Origin of the sequence: Paracoccus homiensis (genome assembly GCF_900111675.1) — a bacterium.
Taxonomy (GTDB): domain Bacteria; phylum Pseudomonadota; class Alphaproteobacteria; order Rhodobacterales; family Rhodobacteraceae; genus Paracoccus; species Paracoccus homiensis.
Map to the genome: position 1 here is coordinate 135,437 of NZ_FOHO01000006.1, position 21,908 is coordinate 157,344.

Annotated in this window: 22 protein-coding genes; 17 read left to right on the top strand and 5 right to left on the bottom strand. The window is 64.0% G+C overall.

Annotated elements, in window-relative coordinates; all coding sequences use genetic code 11:
• Nucleotides 1-52 precede the first annotated feature (52 nt).
• Nucleotides 53-940, bottom strand: a complete 888-nt coding sequence (miaA, locus tag BMX67_RS10270) for a tRNA (adenosine(37)-N6)-dimethylallyltransferase MiaA (RefSeq protein WP_090734784.1) — start codon at nucleotides 938-940, stop codon at nucleotides 53-55.
• An 88-nt stretch (nucleotides 941-1,028) separates the two neighbouring features.
• On the opposite strand from miaA, the gene pyrH reads away from it, so the two are divergent.
• The 9 genes from pyrH (at nucleotide 1,029) to BMX67_RS10315 (ending at nucleotide 10,392) form a co-directional block, all read left to right on the top strand.
• Entirely contained in the window at nucleotides 1,029-1,763 is a 735-nt protein-coding gene (gene pyrH / locus BMX67_RS10275) for a UMP kinase (RefSeq protein ID WP_090734627.1), read from the top strand.
• Nucleotides 1,764-1,778: 15 nt separating this feature from the next.
• Entirely contained in the window at nucleotides 1,779-2,561 is a 783-nt protein-coding gene (locus BMX67_RS10280; protein ID WP_090734629.1) for an ion transporter, read from the top strand.
• Nucleotides 2,562-2,681: 120 nt separating this feature from the next.
• A complete protein-coding gene (gene frr, locus BMX67_RS10285) occupies nucleotides 2,682-3,245 on the top strand; it encodes a ribosome recycling factor (RefSeq protein WP_090734631.1) in 564 nt (187 codons plus the stop codon).
• 8 nt (nucleotides 3,246-3,253) lie between these two features.
• The gene (gene uppS / locus BMX67_RS10290; RefSeq protein WP_090734633.1) at nucleotides 3,254-3,985 is read left to right on the top strand and encodes a polyprenyl diphosphate synthase; all 732 of its coding nucleotides are present in this window, start codon (nucleotides 3,254-3,256) and stop codon (nucleotides 3,983-3,985) included.
• Nucleotides 3,982-4,824, top strand: coding sequence for a phosphatidate cytidylyltransferase (locus BMX67_RS10295; protein ID WP_090734635.1), 843 nt, complete (start codon nucleotides 3,982-3,984; stop codon nucleotides 4,822-4,824). The genes uppS and BMX67_RS10295 overlap by 4 nt, the downstream gene beginning before the upstream one ends.
• A 3-nt stretch (nucleotides 4,825-4,827) precedes the next feature.
• A complete protein-coding gene (gene dxr / locus BMX67_RS10300; RefSeq protein ID WP_090734637.1) occupies nucleotides 4,828-5,985 on the top strand; it encodes a 1-deoxy-D-xylulose-5-phosphate reductoisomerase in 1,158 nt (385 codons plus the stop codon).
• Nucleotides 5,982-7,313 carry an RIP metalloprotease RseP gene (gene rseP, locus BMX67_RS10305; protein ID WP_090734639.1) on the top strand — a complete coding sequence of 444 codons (1,332 nt, stop codon included), beginning with the start codon at nucleotides 5,982-5,984 and terminating at the stop codon, nucleotides 7,311-7,313. Before dxr ends, rseP begins: the two co-directional genes overlap by 4 nt.
• A gap of 101 nt (nucleotides 7,314-7,414) precedes the next feature.
• Complete coding sequence (gene bamA, locus BMX67_RS10310; protein WP_090734641.1) at nucleotides 7,415-9,718, top strand: outer membrane protein assembly factor BamA; 2,304 nt, start codon at nucleotides 7,415-7,417, stop codon at nucleotides 9,716-9,718.
• Nucleotides 9,718-10,392: an OmpH/Skp family outer membrane protein gene (locus BMX67_RS10315; RefSeq protein ID WP_090734643.1), complete on the top strand. Its 675-nt coding sequence runs from the start codon at nucleotides 9,718-9,720 to the stop codon at nucleotides 10,390-10,392. Before bamA ends, BMX67_RS10315 begins: the two co-directional genes overlap by 1 nt.
• On the opposite strand, the gene BMX67_RS10320 is transcribed toward BMX67_RS10315, so the two are convergent.
• Both BMX67_RS10320 and BMX67_RS10325 read right to left on the bottom strand, forming a co-directional pair.
• Entirely contained in the window at nucleotides 10,389-11,327 is a 939-nt protein-coding gene (locus tag BMX67_RS10320; RefSeq protein ID WP_090734644.1) for a nucleoside hydrolase, read from the bottom strand. The two genes, BMX67_RS10315 and BMX67_RS10320, sit on opposite strands and share 4 nt — an antisense overlap.
• Before the next feature lie 99 nt (nucleotides 11,328-11,426).
• Nucleotides 11,427-12,425 carry a Fe(3+) ABC transporter substrate-binding protein gene (locus BMX67_RS10325; protein WP_090734646.1) on the bottom strand — a complete coding sequence of 333 codons (999 nt, stop codon included), beginning with the start codon at nucleotides 12,423-12,425 and terminating at the stop codon, nucleotides 11,427-11,429.
• 107 nt (nucleotides 12,426-12,532) lie between these two features.
• On the opposite strand from BMX67_RS10325, the gene BMX67_RS10330 reads away from it, so the two are divergent.
• The 5 genes from BMX67_RS10330 to BMX67_RS10350 all read left to right on the top strand — a co-directional run bounded on the left by BMX67_RS10330 (nucleotide 12,533) and on the right by BMX67_RS10350 (nucleotide 17,023).
• Nucleotides 12,533-14,350, top strand: a complete 1,818-nt coding sequence (locus tag BMX67_RS10330; protein ID WP_090734647.1) for an ABC-F family ATP-binding cassette domain-containing protein — start codon at nucleotides 12,533-12,535, stop codon at nucleotides 14,348-14,350.
• A gap of 232 nt (nucleotides 14,351-14,582) precedes the next feature.
• Nucleotides 14,583-14,951: a 50S ribosomal protein L21 gene (gene rplU, locus BMX67_RS10335; RefSeq protein ID WP_090734649.1), complete on the top strand. Its 369-nt coding sequence runs from the start codon at nucleotides 14,583-14,585 to the stop codon at nucleotides 14,949-14,951.
• A gap of 12 nt (nucleotides 14,952-14,963) precedes the next feature.
• The gene (rpmA, locus tag BMX67_RS10340; protein ID WP_090734650.1) at nucleotides 14,964-15,236 is read left to right on the top strand and encodes a 50S ribosomal protein L27; all 273 of its coding nucleotides are present in this window, start codon (nucleotides 14,964-14,966) and stop codon (nucleotides 15,234-15,236) included.
• 108 nt (nucleotides 15,237-15,344) lie between these two features.
• Nucleotides 15,345-15,914, top strand: coding sequence for a GNAT family N-acetyltransferase (locus BMX67_RS10345; RefSeq protein ID WP_175479875.1), 570 nt, complete (start codon nucleotides 15,345-15,347; stop codon nucleotides 15,912-15,914).
• 122 nt (nucleotides 15,915-16,036) lie between these two features.
• On the top strand, nucleotides 16,037-17,023 hold the full coding sequence (locus BMX67_RS10350; protein ID WP_090734653.1) for an LLM class flavin-dependent oxidoreductase: 987 nt from the start codon (nucleotides 16,037-16,039) through the stop codon (nucleotides 17,021-17,023).
• Nucleotides 17,024-17,026: 3 nt separating this feature from the next.
• On the opposite strand, the gene cbiB is transcribed toward BMX67_RS10350, so the two are convergent.
• Both cbiB and BMX67_RS10360 read right to left on the bottom strand, forming a co-directional pair.
• Entirely contained in the window at nucleotides 17,027-17,935 is a 909-nt protein-coding gene (gene cbiB / locus BMX67_RS10355; RefSeq protein WP_090734655.1) for an adenosylcobinamide-phosphate synthase CbiB, read from the bottom strand.
• Nucleotides 17,932-18,465 (bottom strand): histidine phosphatase family protein, encoded by a 534-nt coding sequence (locus BMX67_RS10360; RefSeq protein ID WP_090734657.1) that lies wholly within the window; start codon nucleotides 18,463-18,465, stop codon nucleotides 17,932-17,934. The genes cbiB and BMX67_RS10360 overlap by 4 nt, the downstream gene beginning before the upstream one ends.
• Nucleotides 18,466-18,639: 174 nt before the next feature.
• On the opposite strand from BMX67_RS10360, the gene BMX67_RS10365 reads away from it, so the two are divergent.
• From BMX67_RS10365 to BMX67_RS10375, 3 genes are all read left to right on the top strand, one after another.
• On the top strand, nucleotides 18,640-19,800 hold the full coding sequence (locus tag BMX67_RS10365; RefSeq protein ID WP_090734659.1) for an isovaleryl-CoA dehydrogenase: 1,161 nt from the start codon (nucleotides 18,640-18,642) through the stop codon (nucleotides 19,798-19,800).
• 62 nt (nucleotides 19,801-19,862) lie between these two features.
• A complete protein-coding gene (locus BMX67_RS10370) occupies nucleotides 19,863-21,407 on the top strand; it encodes an AMP-binding protein (protein WP_090734661.1) in 1,545 nt (514 codons plus the stop codon).
• Nucleotides 21,395-21,868 carry a lysozyme inhibitor LprI family protein gene (locus BMX67_RS10375; RefSeq protein ID WP_090734663.1) on the top strand — a complete coding sequence of 158 codons (474 nt, stop codon included), beginning with the start codon at nucleotides 21,395-21,397 and terminating at the stop codon, nucleotides 21,866-21,868. Before BMX67_RS10370 ends, BMX67_RS10375 begins: the two co-directional genes overlap by 13 nt.
• The last annotated feature ends 40 nt before the right edge of the window (nucleotides 21,869-21,908 follow it).

Below are 21,908 nucleotides of genomic sequence, written 5' to 3' on the forward strand. Positions count from 1 at the left end.
TTGTTGCAATAAAGTTCCCCGTGATCCGCGCGTAGGCGGGTGCGGTGTGGCTTTAATGTGCCGGTCCCACCGGCCAGCGATCCCAGCTTTTCATCCGCCCGCGAAACCAGATCCGCTGCGATTTGGCATATTGCCGCGTTGCGATGATCGCCCGCTGGGTTGCGGTGGCCAGATCGGTTTCGCCACGCAGATGCGCGATCAGTTCTGGGGCACCGATCGCGCGGGCCCATTGCCGGTCCGGGTTCCAGTCGGGGAACAGGGCGCGGGCCTCGTCCAGCGCGCCCTGATCCATCATCTGGTCGAAGCGACGGGCGATGCGGTCGGCCAGCCAGTCACGATCCGTCGTGATCAGCAGGCGCTGGCTGTCGGCCGCCGCGATCAGGGGCGGTGGCGTGTCGGCCTGCCATTCGGCCAACCCGCGGCCGGTGGCGCGCAGAACCTCCCACGCGCGCTGGACACGGGCGGGGTTGCGGGTGTCGATCCTGTCGCGCGTCATCGGGTCCAGGTCGGCCACCATCCGCGAAAGCCCGCCATCCTGACGCAGCAGCGCGTCGCCATCCTGCCGGACCTGCGGCGGCGTCGGCGGGACATAGGCAAGGCCCTGCGTCAGCGCCGTCAGATACAGGCCGGTTCCGCCGACGATGATCAGCCGCTGATCCATCAGCGCCGCCACATCGCGCAGCCAGTCCCCGACCGAATAGCTGCGATCCGGCGTCACATGCCCGTACAGCCGGTGGGGGGCCAGCGCCTCGTCCCGAGCCGGGGGGCGCGCGGTCAGGACGCGCCAGCAGGACCAGACCTGCAACGCGTCGGCATTCACGATCAGACCGCCCTGTGCCTGTGCGACGGCAAGCGCCAGCGCGGATTTCCCGCTGGCGGTCGGTCCTGCAATCAGCAGGTGGCGCGAAGGGTCGATCTGTGACAGATCGGGATCAGACATGGGCCGCTCCGGGCGGTTGAACATGCGCGTCTTTTGCGACATTTTGCGGCGCGATGAAAGCGGGCGGCCCTTTGGAAAAGGACAGGACATGACCGATCAAGAGGGCGCAGCGCCCACCCAATATGGCCGAGTGATGCTGAAAATCTCGGGCGAGGCGTTGATGGGCGATCAGGGTTTCGGCCTGCATCCGCCCACCGTCGCGCGAATCGCCAACGAGGTCGACAGCGTCGCCAAGATGGGGGTCGAGGTGTGCATGGTCATCGGTGGCGGCAATATCTTCCGCGGCCTGCAGGGCAGCGCCCAGGGGATGGAACGCACCACCGCCGACTATATGGGCATGCTGGCCACAGTCATGAACGCGCTGGCGATGCAATCCGCGTTGGAGGCCCTGGGCCATCATTGCCGTGTCATCAGCGCCATCCGCATGGATGAGGTCTGCGAGCCCTATATCCGCCGCCGCGCGATCCGCCACCTTGAAAAAAAGCGGATCATCATCTTCGCCGCAGGCACCGGGAACCCCTATTTCACCACCGATACCGCCGCGACCCTGCGCGCCAACGAGATGAACTGCGAAGCCATCTTCAAGGGCACCAAGGTCGATGGGGTCTATGACAAGGACCCGGCCAAGCATTCCGACGCCAAGCGTTACGGCAGCGTCAGCTATGACGAGGTGCTGCAAAAGCATCTGGGCGTGATGGACGCCTCTGCGATCGCGTTGGCCCGTGACAACCGCCTGCCCATCGTGGTCTTTTCGCTGGATGAGCCGGGCGGCTTCCGCTCGATCCTCGAAGGTCGCGGCACTTATACGCGCGTTCACGTCTAGGACAGGGCATTGGGGATGCGTGCGCGTATCGACGGGCTGATCCACGGCCCGGCCTTTCAGACATTCATCACGGCGGTGATTCTGTTCAACGCCGTGATCCTGGGCCTTGAAACCGCGCCGGCCGTCATGGCCAGCGCGGGGCCGCTGATCCTGTTTCTGGACAGCCTGTGCCTTGCCATCTTCGTGGTCGAGATCGCGGCCAAGCTTTATACCCGCCGTCTTGGGTTCTTCCGGGACGGGTGGAACATCTTCGATTTTCTGGTCGTGGGCATCGCGCTGATTCCGGCAGCGGACGGTCTGTCGGTGCTGCGGGCGCTGCGGATCCTGCGGCTGTTGCGCATCGTCTCGGTCACGCCGCGCCTGCGTCGCGTGGTCGAGGGGTTCCTGGCCGCGCTTCCCGGTATGGCCAGCGTGTTCCTGCTGATGGGGATCATCTTCTACATCTTCGCGGTCATCGCGACCAAGCTGTTCGGCGGGGCGTTTCCCGAATGGTTCGGTTCGATGGGGGAATCGGCCTATTCGCTGTTCCAGATCATGACGCTGGAAAGCTGGTCGATGGGCATCGTGCGCCCGGTGATGGAGGTCTATCCCAATGCGTGGCTGTTCTTCGTGCCCTTCATTCTGGTCACCACCTTCGCGGTGATGAACCTTGTCGTCGGTCTGATCGTCAATTCCATGCAGGATGCCCATCAGGCCGAAGAGAACGAAGCGACCGGCGCCTATCGCGACGAGGTCCTGCAACGGCTTGAGGCGATCGAGCGTCGGCTGTCCGAGCAGGGTCGTCCGCCGGGGCAATGACGGTTCTGCCGGAGGCCCTGGCCGTCCGGCATTTCCTCGCCCATTTTACGGGCAAATGCTTTGCCAATACCCGGCATTGCGGTTACAAGCGGTGAAAATTCAAGTCAGAGGCAGTCCCACATGGCAGAGGACATCGAAATCGATATCGACGATCTGGAACGTCGGATGAAAGGCGCGATGGACAGTCTGCGCCACGAATTCTCTTCGTTGCGCACCGGTCGCGCATCGGCCTCGATGGTCGATCCCGTCCAGGTCGAGGCCTATGGCCAGATGACCCCGATCAACCAGCTGGGCACCGTCAACGTCCCCGAACCGCGCATGGTCACAGTGAACGTCTGGGACAAGGGAATGGTCGGCAAGGTTGAAAAGGCGATCCGCGAAAGCGGTCTGGGCATCAATCCGCAGACCAATGGCACGATCATCATGCTGCCGATCCCCGAACTGAACGAAGAGCGGCGCAAGGAACTGACCAAGGTCGCCGCGCAATATGCCGAAAGCGCCCGCGTCGCCATCCGCAACGTGCGCCGCGATGGCATGGATCAGGTCAAGAAGGGCAAGGCCAATGGCATGCCCGAGGATGATCAGAAGTTCTGGGAAACCGCGGTTCAGGAACTGACGGACAAGATGATCGGCAGCGTCGATGAGGCGCTGGAATCGAAGCAAGCCGAAATCATGCAGGTCTGAGGACGTCAATGGCCGCCGAAACCGCACAGGCCGTCGCGTCCCCGGGCGCAGCCGCACCGCGTCATGTCGCCATCATCATGGACGGCAATGGCCGTTGGGCCGTCGAACGCGGCTGGCCGCGTCTGGTCGGCCATCGGCGCGGGGCCGAGCGGGTGAAGCAGATCGTCCGGGCCTGCCCGGATCTGGGCGTCAACTGGCTGACGATCTACGCCTTCTCGACCGAGAACTGGAAACGCTCGACCGAAGAGGTGCTGGGTCTGATGAAGATCTTTCGCCGCTATATCGAGCGTGAGGCCGAGGGCATGTCCGCCGAGGGCGTGCGCATGCGGTTCATCGGCGGGCGGGAACGTCTGGACCCGAAACTACAGGCGCTGATGGCCGCGATCGAGGCACGGACGGCCGGCAACACGCGGCTGAACCTGACCGTCGCGATCAATTATGGCGGGCGTGACGAATTGACCCGTGCCGCGGGTCGCCTGTCGCAGAAAGTGGCGCGGGGCGAAATCGGCGAACCGACAGAGGCCGACTTCGCGGCCTGTCTGGACACGGCCGGACATCCCGATCCCGATCTGGTGATCCGCACCTCGGGCGAGACGCGCACCTCGAATTTCCTGCCCTGGCAGGCGGCCTATGCCGAATATGAATTCACGCCCACGCTGTGGCCCGATTTCACGCCGGACCATCTGGGCGCGATCCTTGACCGCTTTGGCCTGCGCGAGCGTCGCTTCGGGGGCGTATGAGCCCGGCTTCCCGAATAGACAAGCCCGGTGGCGGCAAATGGGCCGATCTGTCGCGGCGCATCGCCTCGACCGTGGTTCTTCTGGGCATCGGTGTTCTGCTGGCCACGGCCACCGGGATCTGGCTGCGTCTGGGCATGGCGCTGATCTGTGCGATCACCTTCTGGGAACTGGCCAGCATGACCGGGTGGCGCCACCCCGAACTGCATGCCGGACCCTTCGGGACATGGCGACCGCTGGCCTTGGCCGCGATTGCAGGGATGTCGCAGCTTGCGGCGCTGGTACTGTACCATCCGCTGGCATGGCTGTTGCTGTTGCTGCCGATCCTTGCGGGGTTGCCCGGTGCGGCCAGGCGGGATCGCGGGACCTACACGATTTTCGGCATTGCAATCCTTTTGGTTGCCTATGGTCTGGTGATCTTCCGCGAGGATTTCGGCCTGCCATTCGTGCTGTGGCTGATGGGGATCGTGATCGTGTCGGACACGGCGGGTTACTTCTTCGGCCGCATTCTGGGCGGTCCGAAGTTCTGGCCCTCGCTTAGCCCCAAGAAAACCTGGTCCGGAACGGTCGCAGGCTGGATCGGCGCGGCCATTCTGGGCGTGTTGCTGTGGCTGTCGGGTCATGGCGACGCCTCGCTGATCTGGGTGTCGCCGCTGGTCTGCTTTGCCGGCCAGCTGGGCGATATCGCCGAAAGCTGGTTGAAGCGGCGGGCAGGGGTCAAGGACAGTTCAAACCTGATTCCGGGTCATGGCGGTTTCATGGATCGATTTGACGCAGTGACGGGCGCGGTTCTGGCGACCATGCTGATCTGGGCCCTGAACTTCGTTCCTGCGGTGAACTGACAGATGCGACGCATTTCCATTCTGGGCGCCACCGGCTCGGTCGGCGCGAACGGTGTTGACCTGATCCGCCGCGCGGGCGGCGCTGCGGCCCATCACACGGTTGCCCTGACCGGCGGGCGCAATATCGCCAAGCTGGCCCAGATGGCGCGTGAACTGAGGGCCGAGATTGCCGTGACCGCGCATGAGGACCTTTTGTCGGATCTGCGTGATGCATTGTCGGGCAGCACCGTTGCCGCCGCTGCCGGACCATCCGCGCTGATCGAGGCGGCCTCGCGCCCTGCGGATTGGGTTCTGTCCTCGATCGTCGGTTCGGCCGGATTGGCACCGGGTCTGGCCGCGTTGAACCAGGGTGGCGTGCTGGCGCTTGCGAACAAGGAATCGCTTGTATGTGCCGGGCCGCTGATCCACGCCGCCGCCAAGGAAAGCGGCGCGCGGATTCTTCCCGTTGATTCTGAACATTCCGCTATTTTTCAGGCACTTGGGTCAGATAATCTAGAAACGGTCAAGGATGTGACCATCACCGCTTCTGGCGGTGCGTTCCGCGATTGGCCCTTGGAACGTCTGGCGGCGGCCACGGTTGCACAGGCTTCGACCCATCCGAACTGGGCCATGGGACAGCGGATCACGATCGACAGCGCCTCGATGTTCAACAAGGCGATGGAAGTTATTGAGGCCAAGGAATTTTTTGGCCTTGGCGCGGACAGGATCAAGGTTCTGGTCCATCCTGAATCGGTCATTCACGCCATTGTGTCGCATGTCGATGGTGGCAGCATCGCGCATCTTGGCGCGCCCGATATGCGTCACGCGATCGGCTATGCGCTGAACTGGCCGGACCGTGCGCCTTTGCCGGTGGCCGCGCTGGATCTGGCCCGGATGGGCAGTCTGACCTTCCGCGCGCCCGATGAAACCCGTTGGCCCGCGCTGCGCCTTGCGCGCGAGGTGATGGCGGCCGGCGGCATGGCGGGGGCCGTGTTCAACGCGGCCAAGGAACAGGCGCTGGACGATTTCATCGGCGGGCGCATCCGCTTTACCGACATGGCCCCAAGGGTCGAGGCCTGCCTGAGCTGCCTGTCCGGGAAGGACGGCTTCAGTCTCGATGCCGCCGATCTGGACACCGTGATGCATTGGGACCGCGCCGCAAGACAGGAGGCCGCCGCATGACAGACCTGATCCCGCAATTCGGCAGCACGATCTATACGCTGGCCTCGTTCGTGGTCGCCCTGGCGGTGATCGTGACGGTGCATGAATACGGTCATTACATCATCGGCCGCCTGTCGGGCATCCGCGCCGAGGTGTTTTCCGTCGGCTTCGGTCCGCGTCTTGTCTCGCGTCGGGACCGCCGGGGAACGCTGTGGCAGATCGCGGCGCTGCCGCTTGGTGGCTATGTCCGGTTTCTGGGCGACGCCAATGCCGCAAGCGCGGGCACGGGGCACAGGGTTGATCCGGCGCTGCTGCGGCAAACGCTGACCGGGGCACCGCTTTGGGCGCGGTTCGCGACCCTGCTGGCGGGACCGGTCTTCAACTTCATCCTGTCGATTCTGATCTTTGGCGGGTTCGCGCTGTTTCAGGGCTTGCCGACCCAGCAGGTCGAGGTCGGGGAGATTTCCCCCGCGCCGCCCGGCATCGTGAACCAGTTGCAGCCCGGCGACCTGATTACCGGTATCGGCGGGCAGAAGGTCGAAAGCTGGGCCGATATCGGCGCGGCCGTCGATACGCTGCCGATTGCGCCGCAGCAGGACTGGCAGGTTCTGCGCGACGGATTGGAAATCACCGTGACCGGTCCGGACCCGATGCCCGCACGGATCAGCGGCGTGGCACCGCGCAGTGCCGCCGCCGATGCAGGTTTGATGGCGGGCGACGTCGTCATCGGGATCGACGATCAGCCCATCACCCGCTTTACCCAGATGCGCGACATGGTCGAGGCGGCACAGGGCAATCCCCTGGCCCTGCAGGTCTGGCGTCCGGACAGCGGCGTCGCGAACTATATGTTGATCCCGAAGGAACAGGATCTGCCGGCGGCCGATGGCGGTTACGAAAAGCGCTGGCTGATCGGCGTGACCGGCGGCGAAAGCTTTTTCGCCCCGGCCATGCGCCGCGCCGGCCCGATCGAGGCGCTTTGGCTGGGCATCGGGCAGACCTGGCAGATCATCGCAGGCTCGATCACCGGGCTGTGGGCGATGATCACGGGACAGATCGGCAGCTGCAATCTGGGCGGCGCGATCAGCATTGCCGAAAGCACCGGGCAGGCGGCCAGTGCGGGGGGCGCAAGCTTTCTGTGGTGGATCGCGGTGCTGTCCGCGGCGATCGGCTTTTTGAACCTGTTGCCGATCCCGGTTCTGGATGGCGGGCATCTGATGTTTTACGCGTGGGAGGCCGTGACAGGACGCCCGCCGTCGGATCGTGCGCTGAACCTTTTGACCGCGATCGGCATGGCCGCCGTGCTGAGCCTGATGATTTTCGGACTCACCAACGACCTTTTCTGCCCCTGACCGGCGATGCGGTTTTGACAGCCGCCCCGGTTTGAGGCACAAGCTTTCAGCAAAAGAAGGCGCGTTTGGCGCCGTGCAGGCAGAAAGCAAGAGGGGCGGCAATGACACAGAAACTGGGCAGGGGCAGTGTGGCCCTGATAGCGGCGCTGACCATGTCGGTGCCTGCATCGCTGATGGTGCCTCACGCGGCTTCGGCATATGTTTTCAACGATGTCCGGATCGAAGGATCGCAGCGGGTCGAGGCGGCGACGGTTCTGTCCTACGCCAATATCGCGCGGGGGCAGGATGTCTCGGCGGGCGAATTGAACGACGCGTTGCAGCGGCTTCAGGGATCGGGCCTGTTCGAGACGGTGGAAATCGTGCCGCAGGGCGGGACCCTGATCATCAAGGTCAGCGAATACCCGACGATCAACCAGATCAGCTTCGAGGGCAATCGCCGGATCAAGGACGATCAGCTGGCCGAGATCGTGCAAAGCCAGTCGCGCCGCGTCTATCAGCCCAGCCAGGCGATCGAGGATGCGAACAACATTGCCCAGGCCTATGCCAGCGAGGGTCGTCTTGCCGCCCGCGTCGATCCCAAGATCATCCGTCGCAGCGACAACCGCGTTGATCTGGTGTTCGAGGTTCGCGAGGGCGACCTGACCGAGATCGAGCGCATCAGCTTTACCGGCAACCGGGCGTTCAGCGACAGCCGTCTGCGGAATGTGCTGCAGACCAAACAGGCCGGCATCCTGCGCACCTTCATTCGCCGCGATACCTTCGCCGCCGAGCGTATTCCGCTGGATGAACAGCTGCTGACCGATTTCTACCGCTCGCAGGGGTATGCCGATTTCAAGGTTCAGGGCGTTGCCCCGGAACTGGCCCGCGAACGCGATGCGCTGTATATCACCTTCAACATTCAGGAAGGCCCGCGCTACAAGTTCCGCAGCGTTGATACGATCTCGGAGATTCCGGGTGTCGATGCGGCTGATTTCGCGGCGCAGAACCGCGTGAAGCGCGGCTCTTTCTACAACCCTTCGGATATCGACATCACCATCCGCCGCATGGAAACGGTCGCGATCCAGAAGGGGCTGGATTTCGTCAGCATCGAACCGCGGGTGCAGCGCAACCCGGCGACCCAGTCGCTGGACCTGACCTTTGCGCTGACGCGCGGGCCGCGCGTTTTCGTCGAGCGTATCGATATCGAGGGCAACACGACCACGCTTGACCGCGTGATCCGCCGTCAGTTCAACACCGTCGAGGGTGATCCGTTCAACCCGCGCGAAATCCGCAACTCGGCCGAACGGGTGCGGGCGCTGGGTTATTTCGCCGATGCGCAGGTCGAGACCCGTCAGGGCACCAGCGACCAGCAGGTCATCGTCGACGTCAATGTCGAGGAACAGCCGACCGGCTCGCTGACCTTCGGTGCGTCCTACGGCGTCAGCGCGGGCGTCGGTCTGAACGCATCGCTGACCGAGCGGAACTTCCTGGGGCGTGGACAGACCGTCGGTCTGACGATTTCGACGGCCGATGGCGACCGCGAAGGGTCGATCAATTTCATCGAGCCGTATTTCTTGGGTCGTGACCTGCGCTTCCGCTTCCGCACCTGGTACAGCGAGACCGAAGATCTGAATTCGGATTACGACACGCGCAGCATCGGCATCAGCCCGTCGATCGAGTTCCCGATTTCGGCCAATGGGCGGTTGGAACTGCGCTATACGCTGAAACAGGACAAACTGGACAATGTCGACGAGGACAGCTCGGTCATTCTGCAGCGTGAAGAGGGCGACCGTTTGTCCTCGGCGCTTGGCTACACCTACACCTGGGATACACGCCGCACGGGCCTGAACCCGGTCACGACCTACAAGTTCAGCTTCAGCCAGGATGTCGCGGGTGTCGGTGGCGACGTGAAAAGCGTGACCACCACGGCATTGGCCGGGCTAGAAAGCAATGCCTGGCGCGAAGATGTCACCTTCCGGGCCGAGCTGGAGGCCGGGGCGGTCTATGGTTACAGCGATTATACGCCCTACATTCTGGACCGCTTCCGTGCCGGATCGCGGATACGCGGCTTCGAATCCAACGGCATCGGACCGCGTGACCTGAACGCGGTCAACGAGGATGCGTTGGGCGGCAATTACTTCTGGGCGGCGCGCGCGGAAAGCCAGTTCCCCATCGGTCTGCCGGAAGAATACGGCATCACCGGCGGTCTGTTCGCCGATGTCGGGTCGATCTGGGGGCTGGACGATACCATCGGCACCGATGGCATTGCCGTGGATGACGACATGTATGTCCGCGCATCTGTCGGCGCGTCGATCTTCTGGACCACGCCCATCGGTCCGCTGCGGTTCAACTTCTCGAAGGCGATCGCGCAGGAAGACTATGACGAGGAACAGAATTTCGACCTGACGATCTCGACCCAGTTCTGATGATCGCCCGATCGGTCACGACCTGTCTGCTGTCGGTTCTGCTGTCTGGCGGATCGGCAGCGGCGCAGCAGGCGGCCCCACCGCCCGCGGCGGAATTGGCCGAACCCAATACCGAGGCGACCCCGGATCAGGGGTTGCCCAGCCGCACCATCGAAAGTGACGGGAACAGCCCGGATCCGCTGGCGGCGCCCTTGCTGACCGTCGATCAAGAGGCGCTGTTCGCCCGGTCGGCATGGGGGCAGCGGACACAGCAATTGCTGGAAGATGCGGGCAGTCAGATCGCTGCCGAGAATGAACGCATCGCGCAGGAACTATCCGACGAAGAAGCGCGTCTGACCGAACAGCGCAAGGCGCTTGCCCCGGCCGAATTTCGTCAGCGGGCCGAGGCGTTCGACGCCCGTGCCACCCGCATTCGGCGAGAACGCGCGCAGGTGGTTCAGGAATTGAACGCGCGTGGCGAGGCCAGCCGCAATGCGTTTTATCAGGCGGCCCTGCCGATCATGGGCGATGTGATGCAGCAACGCGGCGCGGTCGCGGTGCTGGACCGGCGCACGGTCTTTGTGTCGCTGGACGCGATCGACGTGACCGATGTTCTGGTTGTCGAACTGGACCGCGCGCTTGGTGCAGGCCCCGAGGAATTGCCAGGGCCTGCAGACGATCCCGCGCAGGATTAGGGCAGGCGTGCGATCCGCTCGCTCAGCAGTGCGAACAGGCCGTCCCGGTCCAGATCGCGGATGAACAGGGCGTTGGCCGGACGGCCCGACACGCGCCACCAGTCGGCCACGGTCATGCCAAGCGTGAATTCGCCGCTTGTCTCGATTTCGACATTGATCTCGCGGCCGCTGAACAGATCGGGCCGCAGCAGCCACGCGATGGTGCAGGGGTCATGCAGGGGTGCGCCGGCGCTGCCGTATTTTTCACGATCATAGCGCTCGAAGAAATCGGTCCAACTGGCGACGGCGGGGCCGCAGCGGTTGGGCAGATCGGCCATGGCCTGCACCCAGTCGCGCGAGGTCAGCGCCTGATGCGTCGCGTCCAGCGGCAGAACAACCAGCGGGACGCCCGACCCAAAGACCAGGCTGGCCGCTTCTGGGTCGACATAGATGTTGAACTCGGCAGCCGGGGTGATGTTGCCCACTTCGAAATAGGCGCCCCCCATCAGAACCACCTGCTTGACCCGGCTGACGATGTCGGGGGCTTTGCGGAAGGCGGTCGCGATATTGGTCAAAGGTCCGATCGGCACCAGCGTGACACTGCCTTCGGGTTCGCGGCGCAGCGTTTCGATGATGAAATCGACCCCGTGGCCGGGATGCAGCGGGGTCGAGGGTTCGGGCAGCTCGATCCCGTCCAGACCGCTTTTGCCGTGCACATGTTCGGCGGTGACCAGCTTGCGGCCCATCGGGGCGTCGCAGCCGGCAAGGACCGGAATGTCGCTGCGTTCGGCAAGTTCCAGGATCTTGCGCGCATTCAGTTCGGTCAGCGACAGGGGAACATTTCCCGCGACGGCGGTGATGCCCAGAAGCTCGATCTCGGGGCTGGCCAGCGCCAGAAGGATGGCGACCGCGTCGTCCTGTCCGGGATCGGTGTCGATGATGATTTTCTGGGTCATGCCATCCGCCTTGTCGGTTTGGCAGTAATCTGACCGGGCGGTAAAAAAGGCGCAAGTCGAAACCTGCGCCTTTTGGTATGTTCTTGTTTTTCGGGCAGATCAGCCGTCGAAGTTGACCTCTTCGATCAGGGTCAGCGCCTGCGGACGCAGATCCGAGATCTCGGTCAGGGGGGTGCTGTCGGCGGTGAACTCACCCCAGCTTTGGACGATCTCGGACCGCTCGACATGGTCCGAGACCGGGAATTCGTAATTGGTTTCGGCGTAGATCTTCTGTGCTTCGTCGCTGACGAGGAAGTCGATCAGTTTCTGCGCGGCTTCCTTGTTCGGGGCCGCTTTGGTCATCGCCACGCCCGAGACGTTCACATGCGTGCCGCCGTTTTCGAACACGGGGAACAGGATGCGGACGGAATCGGCCCATTCCTTCTGTTCCTCGTCTTCCAGCATCTTGCCCATGTAATAGGTGTTGCCCAGGCTGATATCGCATTCGCCGGCCCAGATCGACTTGACCTGCGCACGGTCGTTGCCTTCGGGCTTCTTGGCCAGGTTTGCCTTGACGCCTTCCAGCCATTCGCGGGTTTCGTCCGGGCCGTGATGCGCCAGGAAGGCCGCGGTCAGCGCGACATTGTAGTCATGGGTGAAGGGGCGGGTGCAGATGCGGCCCTTCCATTTGGGATCTGCCAGATCTTCATAGCTGGTCAGTTCGCCATCGGCGACGCGATCCTTGCTGGCATAGACGATGCGGGCGCGGGTGGTCAGGCCGAACCACTGGCCATCGGCATCGCGCAGAGTGGCGGGCACCACGTCCAGTGCCTCGTCGGTCACCGGCTGGGTGACACCTGCGTCCTTGACCTCGCCCAGGCGTGCGACATCGACTGTCATGATCAGGTCGGCGGGGCTGCGATCGCCCTCGGCCTGCAGACGCTCGACCATGCCTTTTTCGACAAAGGCCGTGTTGACGGTGATCCCGGTCTTTTCGGTGAAGGCATCGGTCAGCGGCTTCAGCAGCTCGGGCTGGCGATGCGAATAGATGTTCACTTCTTCGGCCAGGGCGGGCAGGGCAGTCGCGCCCATCAGCGAAGCGAGGATCAGGTGACGCATAATCGACTCCTTTAGTCGGAAATTTGGCGTCTTTTGCCAAGTCGCGGATCCCGCGTCAATGCGTCCTGTGGATTGACCGGGCATGACGGGCAGGATAGGGCGCGGGAATGGCACGCGCACCCCTTCTTCAATTGACCGATATCTCGCTGACCTTCGGCGGCAATCCGGTTTTCGACAATCTTTCGCTGACGGTTCAGCAGGGCGACCGGGTCGCGCTGGTCGGCCGCAACGGGTCGGGCAAATCGACCTTGATGAAGGTCATGGCCGGATTGGTCGAACCCGACCGCGGTCAGGTGGTTCTGAATGCCGGCGCCCATACCGGATATATGGAACAGGACCCGGATCTGTCGGGCTACGAGACGCTTGGCGATTTCGCCAGTGCCGACCTGCCCGAGGCCGAGGCCTATCGCGTTGAAATGGCGGCTGAAGGGCTGAAATTCGATCCTGACCGTCCGGTGTCCACGGCCTCGGGTGGGGAACGTCGCCGCGCCGCGCTTGCGCGACTGCTGGCGCAGGCACCCGAACTGATGCTGCTGGACGAGCCGACGAACCATCTGGACATCGAGGCGATCGGTTGGCTGGAAGATCACCTGAACCAGACCCGCGCGGCCTATGTCATCATCAGCCACGACCGCGCCTTTCTGCGCCGTCTGACCCGCGCGACCCTGTGGATCGACCGCGGCGAGGTGCGCCGTCAGGAACGCGGATTCGAGCATTTCGAGGAATGGCGCGAGGCGACATGGACCGCCGAGGATGACGCCCGCCACAAGCTGGACCGCAAGATCAAGGCCGAAGCCCGGTGGGCGGTCGAAGGCATCAGCGCCCGTCGCAAGCGCAACCAGGGCCGCGTTCGCGCACTTCAGGCATTGCGGGCCGAACGTGCCTCGCAGATCCGGCGTCAGGGAACAGCCGCGCTTGCGCTGGAATCCGGTGCACAATCGGGCAAGCGCGTGATCGAGGCCAAGGGCGTCACCAAGACTTTTGGCGAACGCGCGATCCTGAAACCCTTTGATCTGTTGGTCAATCGTGGCGACCGCGTGGCGTTTGTCGGGCCGAACGGCGTCGGCAAGACCACCCTGATAAAATTGCTGACCGGTGAGATCGCCCCCGATGACGGCCAGATCAAGCTGGGGACCAATCTTGAGGTCGCGGTATTCGATCAGGCGCGTGCGGCGCTGAACCCCGATCAGTCGCTGTGGGACTCGCTGACCGGCGATCCGGATATGCGGGTCTCGGGGCGGGCCGATCAGGTCATGGTCCGTGGCCAGCCGCGCCATGTCGTCGGCTATCTGAAGGATTTCCTGTTCGACGAGGGGCAGGCCCGCGCGCCCGTGCGCAGCCTGTCGGGCGGTGAAAAGGCGCGGCTTCTGCTGGCACGGCTGATGGCGCGGCCCTCGAACCTGCTGGTCATGGACGAACCGACCAACGATCTGGATGTCGAAACGCTGGATCTGTTGCAGGATCTGCTGGGCGAATATGACGGCACGGTCCTGCTGGTCAGCCACGACCGGGACTTCATCGATCGCGTGGCCGATACCACGGTCGCGATGGAAGGCGATGGCCGCGCGACGGTCTATGCCGGCGGTTGGAGCGATTACCGCGATCAGCGTGGCGATGTGGCGCGCACCGAAACTGCGGCGCCCCCGCAGGCCGCAAAGGATGTCGCAAAGCCGTCTGCGCCTGCAAAGGCCGCCAAGCCTGGCCTCAGCTTCACGGAAAAGCATCGCCTGGACGAACTTCCGTCGGTGATCGAACGGCTTGAGGCCGAGATCGCGAAACTGTCACAGTTCCTGTCGGACCCCGATCTTTACCAGACGGCGCCCGCAAAGTTTCAGAAGGCAACCGACGCGCTGACCGAACGGCAGGCCGCCCTGTCCGCCGCCGAAGAGGAGTGGTTGGCGCTGGAAGAAAAGGCCGCCGGCTAGGCGCGTTTTCGCGGCAAAAGATGCCGCAGGATCGCCGGGTTAGAGCCGGGGCTTGCTTGACTTGTGCGGCCAAATGCGGCATATCCCAGCGGACCGGCCGGGCTTTTGTCCTTGGCCGGTGAATTATTTTGAATGAACTCCGTTACATACGGGGCGCAGTCCGAAGGCGGGGCAACCCGGAACACCGATGCGAATCGGGGCCGAGGGACGCGGTTAACGAAGGAAAGAAGCGATGTTCGCGGTTCTGAAAACGGGCGGCAAGCAGTACAAGGTGCAGGCGGGTGACGTTCTGCGCGTTGAAAAGCTGAATGCTGCAGCTGGTGAAAAAGTCCAGTTCAACGAAATTCTGATGGTTGGTGCGACGCTGGGTGCGCCGCTGGTCGACGGTGCCTGCGTTCAGGCCGAAGTGATCGATCAGATCAAGGCTGACAAGGTCATCACCTATGTCAAGCGCCGCCGCAAGCACAGCTCGCAGCGTACGCGCGGCCACCGTCAGCAGCTGACCCTGCTGCGCGTGACCGACGTGCTGGAAAAGGGCGCGGACAAGACCGGCGTGAAAACTGCCGTCGGCGCCCGCACCAAAGAAGCTGCTGAAGCGTAAGGAGACTGACCCATGGCACATAAAAAAGCAGGCGGTTCTTCCCGTAACGGCCGCGATTCCGCGGGCCGCCGTCTTGGCGTGAAACTGTATGGTGGCCAGGAAGCCATCGCAGGCAACATCATCGTGCGTCAGCGCGGCACCAAGTGGTGGCCGGGCGTCAATGTCGGTATGGGCAAGGATCACACCCTGTTCGCGCTGACCGACGGTCACGTCACCTTCAAGAAGGGCCTGAAGGGCCGCACCTTCATTTCGGTGATTCCCGCGAGCCTCGAAGCCGCCGAGTAACCCAAGCTTAACATAGCGATGTTAAAGGGGGGGACCGGCGAAAGCCGGTCCCCCCGACCTGTTTCAGGGTACGTTTTCCGGGAGGGGAAAATGGTTATGTCTGCACCCATGCGTGAGGGTACGCGATTGGACGATCTCAAACTTGCCGATGCTGTCGGCGGCCAGCCGATCATCGAAACGCAGCGCTTGGTTCTGCGCCCGCTTCGCCCGTCCGATGTGGGCATGATCGCGCATTATACGGCCGACCGCCGCGTAGCCGAAGGCACCCGCGCCATCCCCCATCCGCTGCCCCCTGGCGCGGCCGAGGATTTCGTGGCCCGCGCCATGGCTGTGAACCGGATCGAGGATGTCTGGGCGATTGACGGCTCGGCCCATAATCTGACCGAGTTGCTGGGCGTCGTCTCGCTGACCCGCATGGAAAGCGACCAGTCCGAGCTTGGCTTCTGGGTCGGGTCCGGCTTCTGGAATACCGGCTTTGCCACCGAAGCCGTGGAAGGGCTGGTGCGGGCCAATCCGCACGGGTCGCGCACATTGTTCGCCGAGGCTTTTCAGGACAATCCCGGCTCGGCCCGCGTTCTGACGAATAGCGGTTTTGAATATCTGGGCGATGCCGAAAGCTGGTCCGTGGCCCGCGACGCAAGGGTCCCGACCTGGACCTATCTGCGCAAGATGGCCTGACGATCCGACGCGCCCGCCGATCTGGCGGGCGTTTGCATGACGGGTTTGCGCCCATTGCGGGTCATTGCAGTTTCTGCATTTCGGGGAATTGTAATCGGCCCGCGAACGCCTAACTCAGCGGAATGAGCACGACTTATTCCCTTCTCGATCTGGCGCCGGTCCCCGAGGGGTTTACCCCCGCCGACGCGATCCAGAACACCCTTGACCTTGCGCGTCATGCCGAGGATTGGGGGTATCACCGCTATTGGCTGGCGGAACATCACAACATGCCCGGCATCGCCAGTTCCGCGACCGCGGTCCTGATCGGGCTGGTGGCGCAGGCGACCGCGTCGATGCGGGTTGGGGCGGGCGGCATCATGCTGCCGAACCACGCGCCGCTGACCGTGGCCGAGGCGTTTGGCACGCTGGCCACCGCCTTTCCCGACCGGATCGATCTGGGCCTTGGCCGCGCGCCCGGCGGGGACGGTGCCGTCATTCGCGCATTGCGCCGTGACCCGATGGCCGACAGCTTCCCGCAGGATGTCGTTGAATTGCTGACATATCTGGGGCCGGAACAGAAGGATGCCGCTGTCCGTGCACTGCCGGGCGAAGGAACGAATGTGCCCGTCTGGATCCTTGGCAGCAGCCTGTTCGGCGCGCAACTGGCCGCGCATCTGGGGCTGCCCTATGCCTTTGCCAGCCATTTCGCACCGTCGGATCTGACGCAGGCGCTGCAGGTGTATCGGGATCGGTTCCGCCCTTCGCCCTGGTCTGAGAAGCCGCACAGCATGATCGCGATCAATGTCTTTGCCGCCGATGACTCTGCCGAGGCGCATTACATGCGTACGACAATGCAGCTGGCCTTTGCGCGTCTGCGGACCGGAATGCCCGGCAAGCTGCCGCGTCCGACCCGCGATCTGGATGGCGAAATCGGCGTGAAGATGCGCGAGGCGGTCGATCATGCGCTGACGATCAGCGCGGTCGGCAATCCCGATGAGGTGCGCGACCAGTTGCGCATCCTGATCGACACCTACAAACCCGACGAGGTGATCCTGACCGGGCAGATCCACGATCACCGCGCGCGGCTGCGTAGCTTCGAGATCGCGGCCGATGTGATGCAGGACCTGTAGCCTCTAGGCGATTGCGGCGGTCAGCAGCAGCGCCGCCGCGATCATCAACGCCCGCCGATACAGCCCGATGCCGCGGTCAAGATCCGCGACCTGCGGATCGGGGGCGGCTTCGTTCAGCCACGGTTCGGCGCTGGTGCGATCGCCATAGGCGCGGGGGCCTGACAGCCGCACATTCAGCGCCCCCGCCATCGCGGCCTCGGGCCAGCCCGCATTGGGCGAGCGGTGTGCGCGGGCGTCGCGCCGGGCGATCCGCCAGGATCGCGGACTGCCGGATGCCAGCGCCAGCAGCAGCGCGGTCAATCGTGCGGGCAGCCAGTTCGCCACGTCGTCCAGGCGTGCCGCGAACCAGCCAAACTGGTGATAGCGGGCGTTCTTGTGACCGATCATCGAATCCAGCGTATTGATGGCCTTGTAGGCGGCGATCCCGGGCAGCCCCGCGACCATCGCCCAGAACAACGGCGCGATCACCCCGTCCGAGGCGTTCTCGGCCAGGCTTTCAAGGCTGGCGCGGGTCAGGGCTGCCTGATCCGCCTGCGTCACATCGCGCCCGACGATCATCGCGGTGGCATGCCGCGCGGCCGTCAGGTCGCCGTGTTGCAAGGGATGCAGCACCGCACGCAGGTGATCGTGCAGAGACCTTGCCGCCACGAGGGGCCAGGCAAGGATCGCCGCGACCCAGAACCCCAGAAGATCCTGTAGCAGGATGGCGGGCAGGGCGGCGGCGGCGATGGCGATGAGGGTGGTTGCAATCCCTTTCAGACGCCGCGCCTGTCCGCGATTCAACCGCTGTTCCAGCGCCCCGATCAGCCGCCCCAGCCATGTCACGGGATGGCCGATCCGCCGATACCAGCGATCCGGCCAGCCGAAGATGACGTCCAGAAGCAGCGCGATCAGGGCGAGGGCAGGGGTCATGTCAGGTTCACCGCTTCGACCGACCAATCCGAGCCTGCGCGACGCAGGATGGTCAGCGACAGGGGCGCGATCGCAAAGGACAGCGCGGCCGTCCCCACCACCATCGCAAGCGCCGCGCGCGCCGTTCCGGCATGGGCGATGATCACGCTGTCGCGGTCCAGCCTTTGCAGAATGGGCTGAACCCGCGCGGCCATGTCCTGAAAACTTTCGCCCCCGTCAGGACGATGCCGCGCCAGTTCAGACATCGGCAGCGCCCCAAGATCAGGCAGATCGGCATAGCGCAGGCCTTCCCACGCGCCGTAATCCTGTTCCCACAGATCGCGATGCGTCTGCGTCGGTGTCAGCCCCAGGGCAGCCGCCGTTTGCAGACAGCGCTGCGCGGGGCTGGCGATGATCTGTGCATCCCGGCGCAGCCGCGCCCGGACCCGCGCGATCATCTGCGAATCGCCGATATCCGCCGACACGTCACGTCGCCCGGCAAGACGGCCATCGGTCAGTGGCGGCGCATGGCGCACGATTGTCAGCAGCATCGCGTTCCCCCCTCTGTGCCGGTGCAGGACTATCCCGGCTTTCGCGCTGACAAAAGCCGAAAGCCACCGCCATTGACCGATGCGCAGAAGACGCGCAGGCTCTGCTTGACGCTTGGGGGGAAACTGCCTTATTCAAGGAAATGAACAAGCGTTCAATAAATGGGAGGTGATGCGATGTTCACGCGCGGGATGGAGTTCGATCTGGGCGAGGATGTGAATGCCCTGCGGGACATGGTTCATCGTTGGGCGCAGGATCGGATCAAGCCGATCGCCAGCGCGGTGGATCGCGACAACGCCTTCCCGAACGATCTTTGGACCGAAATGGGCGATCTGGGCCTTCTGGGCATCACCGTGCCCGAAGAATTCGGCGGCTCGGGGATGGGCTATCTGGCCCATGTCATCGCGACCGAGGAAATCGCCCGCGCCAGCGCCAGTGTCAGCCTGTCCTATGGCGCGCATTCGAATCTGTGCGTGAACCAGATCAAGCTGAACGGCAGCGATGAACAGCGCGCGAAATATCTGCCCGATCTGTGCAGCGGCAAGGCGGTGGGCGCGCTGGCCATGTCCGAAGAGGGCGCGGGCAGCGATGTCGTCAGCATGAAGCTGCGGGCCGAGAAAAAGAACGACCGCTATGTTCTGAACGGCAACAAATACTGGATCACCAACGCCCCCGATGCACAGACGCTGGTCGTCTATGCCAAGACCGACCCGGATGCCGGCAGCAAGGGCATCACCGCATTCATCGTCGAACGCGGAATGGCCGGGTTCAGCACCAGTCCGCATTTCGACAAGCTGGGGATGCGCGGATCGAACACGGGCGAGTTGATCTTCGAGAACTGCGAAATCCCGTTCGAAAACGTTCTGGGCGAAGAGGGGCGCGGCGTCCGCGTCCTGATGTCGGGGCTGGATTACGAACGCGTCGTGCTGTCGGGGATCGGCACTGGCATCATGGCCGCCTGTCTGGACGAGGTGATGCCATATATGGCCGAGCGCAAGCAGTTCGGTCAGCCCATTGGGTCCTTCCAGCTGATGCAGGGCAAGATCGCCGATATGTATGTCGCGCTGAACACCGCCCGCGCCTATGTCTACGAGGTCGCGCGGGCCTGCGATGCGGGCAAGGTGACCCGGCAGGACGCGGCGGGCGCGGTGCTGTATGCCAGCGAACAGGCGATGGTCCAGGCCCATCAGGCGGTTCAGGCGATGGGCGGCGCGGGCTTTCTGAATGACAGCGTGGTCAGCCGTCTGTTCCGCGATGCCAAGCTGATGGAAATCGGCGCAGGCACCAGCGAGATCCGTCGCATGTTGATCGGTCGCGAGTTGATGACGCTGGTCTGATCCAGGATCCCGCCGCGACGAGGGGCGCGGCGGGGATCTGGCCGACCGCAAGGGGGGAAGGAATGAGCCGTCTGTTGCCGCATGCCGATCATGCCGCGCTGTGTCGCGGGTTCAGGTGGGAATATGCGCCCGACCTGAACATGGCTGCGCAATGTCTGTCACATGATCCCGATGCGACAGCGATCATTGACTATGACGGTGCCGCGCATCCGATCAGCTTTGGCCGACTGGGCCGCATGAGCGATCAGCTGGCCCATGCGCTGAATGCCGAGGCGGGCGATCGCGTGGGGGTCTTGCGCACGCAATCGGCATGGACGGCCGCTGCGCATCTGGCGATCTGGAAATCTGCGGCGATCTCGGTCCCGCTGTTCAAGCTGTTCGGCCCCGAGGCGCTGGCCCTGCGGTTGCGTGACGCGGGTGTGACCTGCGTGATCGCCGACCCCGAAGGTCGCGACATGCTGCGCGATTTCGACGATATCCGCGTGATCGTTCCGGAAGATGGGCAGCCCGATCAGGGCGGTTTTGCGGCGCGACCCACCGGACCTGAAACGCCTGCCATCATCATCTACACCTCGGGTACGACCGGGGCGCCGAAAGGGGCGCTGCACGGCCATCGGGTGCTGACAGGCCACCTGCCGGGCGTCGAGATGAGCCACGATCTGCTGGGCCAGCCGGGCGACTGCCTGTGGACGCCGGCTGACTGGGCCTGGATCGGCGGGCTGTTCGATGTGCTGATGCCGGGGCTTGCGCTTGGCGTGCCGGTGGTCGCCGCACGAATGCCGAAATTCGACCCTGCCGCCGTGGCCGATCTGATTTCGACATGTGGCGTGCGCAACGTGTTCTTTCCGCCCACCGCGCTGAAGATGCTGAAAGCCGCCGACGCGCGCGTGCCGGGCCTGCGCAGCGTCGCCTCGGGCGGCGAGACGCTGGGGGCCGAGATGCTTGACTGGGGACGCGGTGCATTTGGCCTGACGATCAACGAATTCTACGGCCAGACCGAATGCAACATGGTCGCCAGTTCCGCCAGCACGATGTTCCCGGTGCGCCCCGGCGCGATCGGCAAGGCCGCGCCCGGTTTTGACGTCCAGATCATCGACCTGCAAGGCCAGCCGACCAAGGCCGAGGGCGACATTGCCATCCGTCGTGGCGCGGGCAGCATGATGTTGAACTACTGGAACCGACCCGACGCCACCGCCGACAAGTTTCGCGGCGATTGGCTGCTGACCGGCGATCGTGGCGTGATCGAGGATGGCTATATCCGCTTTGTCGGGCGCGACGATGACGTGATCACCAGCGCAGGCTATCGCATCGGCCCCTCCGAGATCGAGGATTGCCTGCTGAAACATCCGGCCGTCGCGGCGGCGGGTGTCGTCGGCAAGCCCGATGCCCTGCGCACCGAAATCGTCAAGGCCTATGTGGTCTTGCGCGACGGTCATACCGCGTCCGACGCGCTGGCCAAAGACCTGCAATCCCATGCAAAACGCATGTCGGCGGCGCATTCCTACCCGCGCGAGATCGCGTTTCTGGACGCCCTTCCGATGACCGTGACCGGCAAGGTCATGCGCCGCGAGTTGCGCAATCTGGCGGAGGATGAATGCACAAGCTGATCGCCCTTGGCTTGATTCCTCTGCTTTCCGCGCCCTTCGCGCAGGCCCAGCAGGCACCACCGCTGGACAAGCCCGCCATTCGCGCCTGCTTCAAGGATCACCGCAACACAGACGGTCTGCCCGACTGCGTGGGCCGGGCTGCAACGGCCTGTCAGACGGCGCATCCTCAGCCTGAAACGACCATCGCGATCTCGGAATGTCTGATGGCCGATGCGACGGTCTGGGACCGCATTCTGAGCAATCAATACAAGCAGACGCGCACGCATTTCGACTATCAGCCCGAACTGGGCGACCATCTGCGCGATGCGCAGCGCGGCTGGATCGCGATGCGCGATGCCGATTGCGCGCTGGCCTACGCCCAATATGGCGGCGGGTCGATGCGGGGGATCGCGGCGGCCAATTGCCGGTTGCGCCACACCGCGTTGCGGGCGTTTCAACTTTACAAGATGCGACAACCCTAGCGACCGATTGTCGTGAAATGGGGGCAGGTGAGGCCTGCGA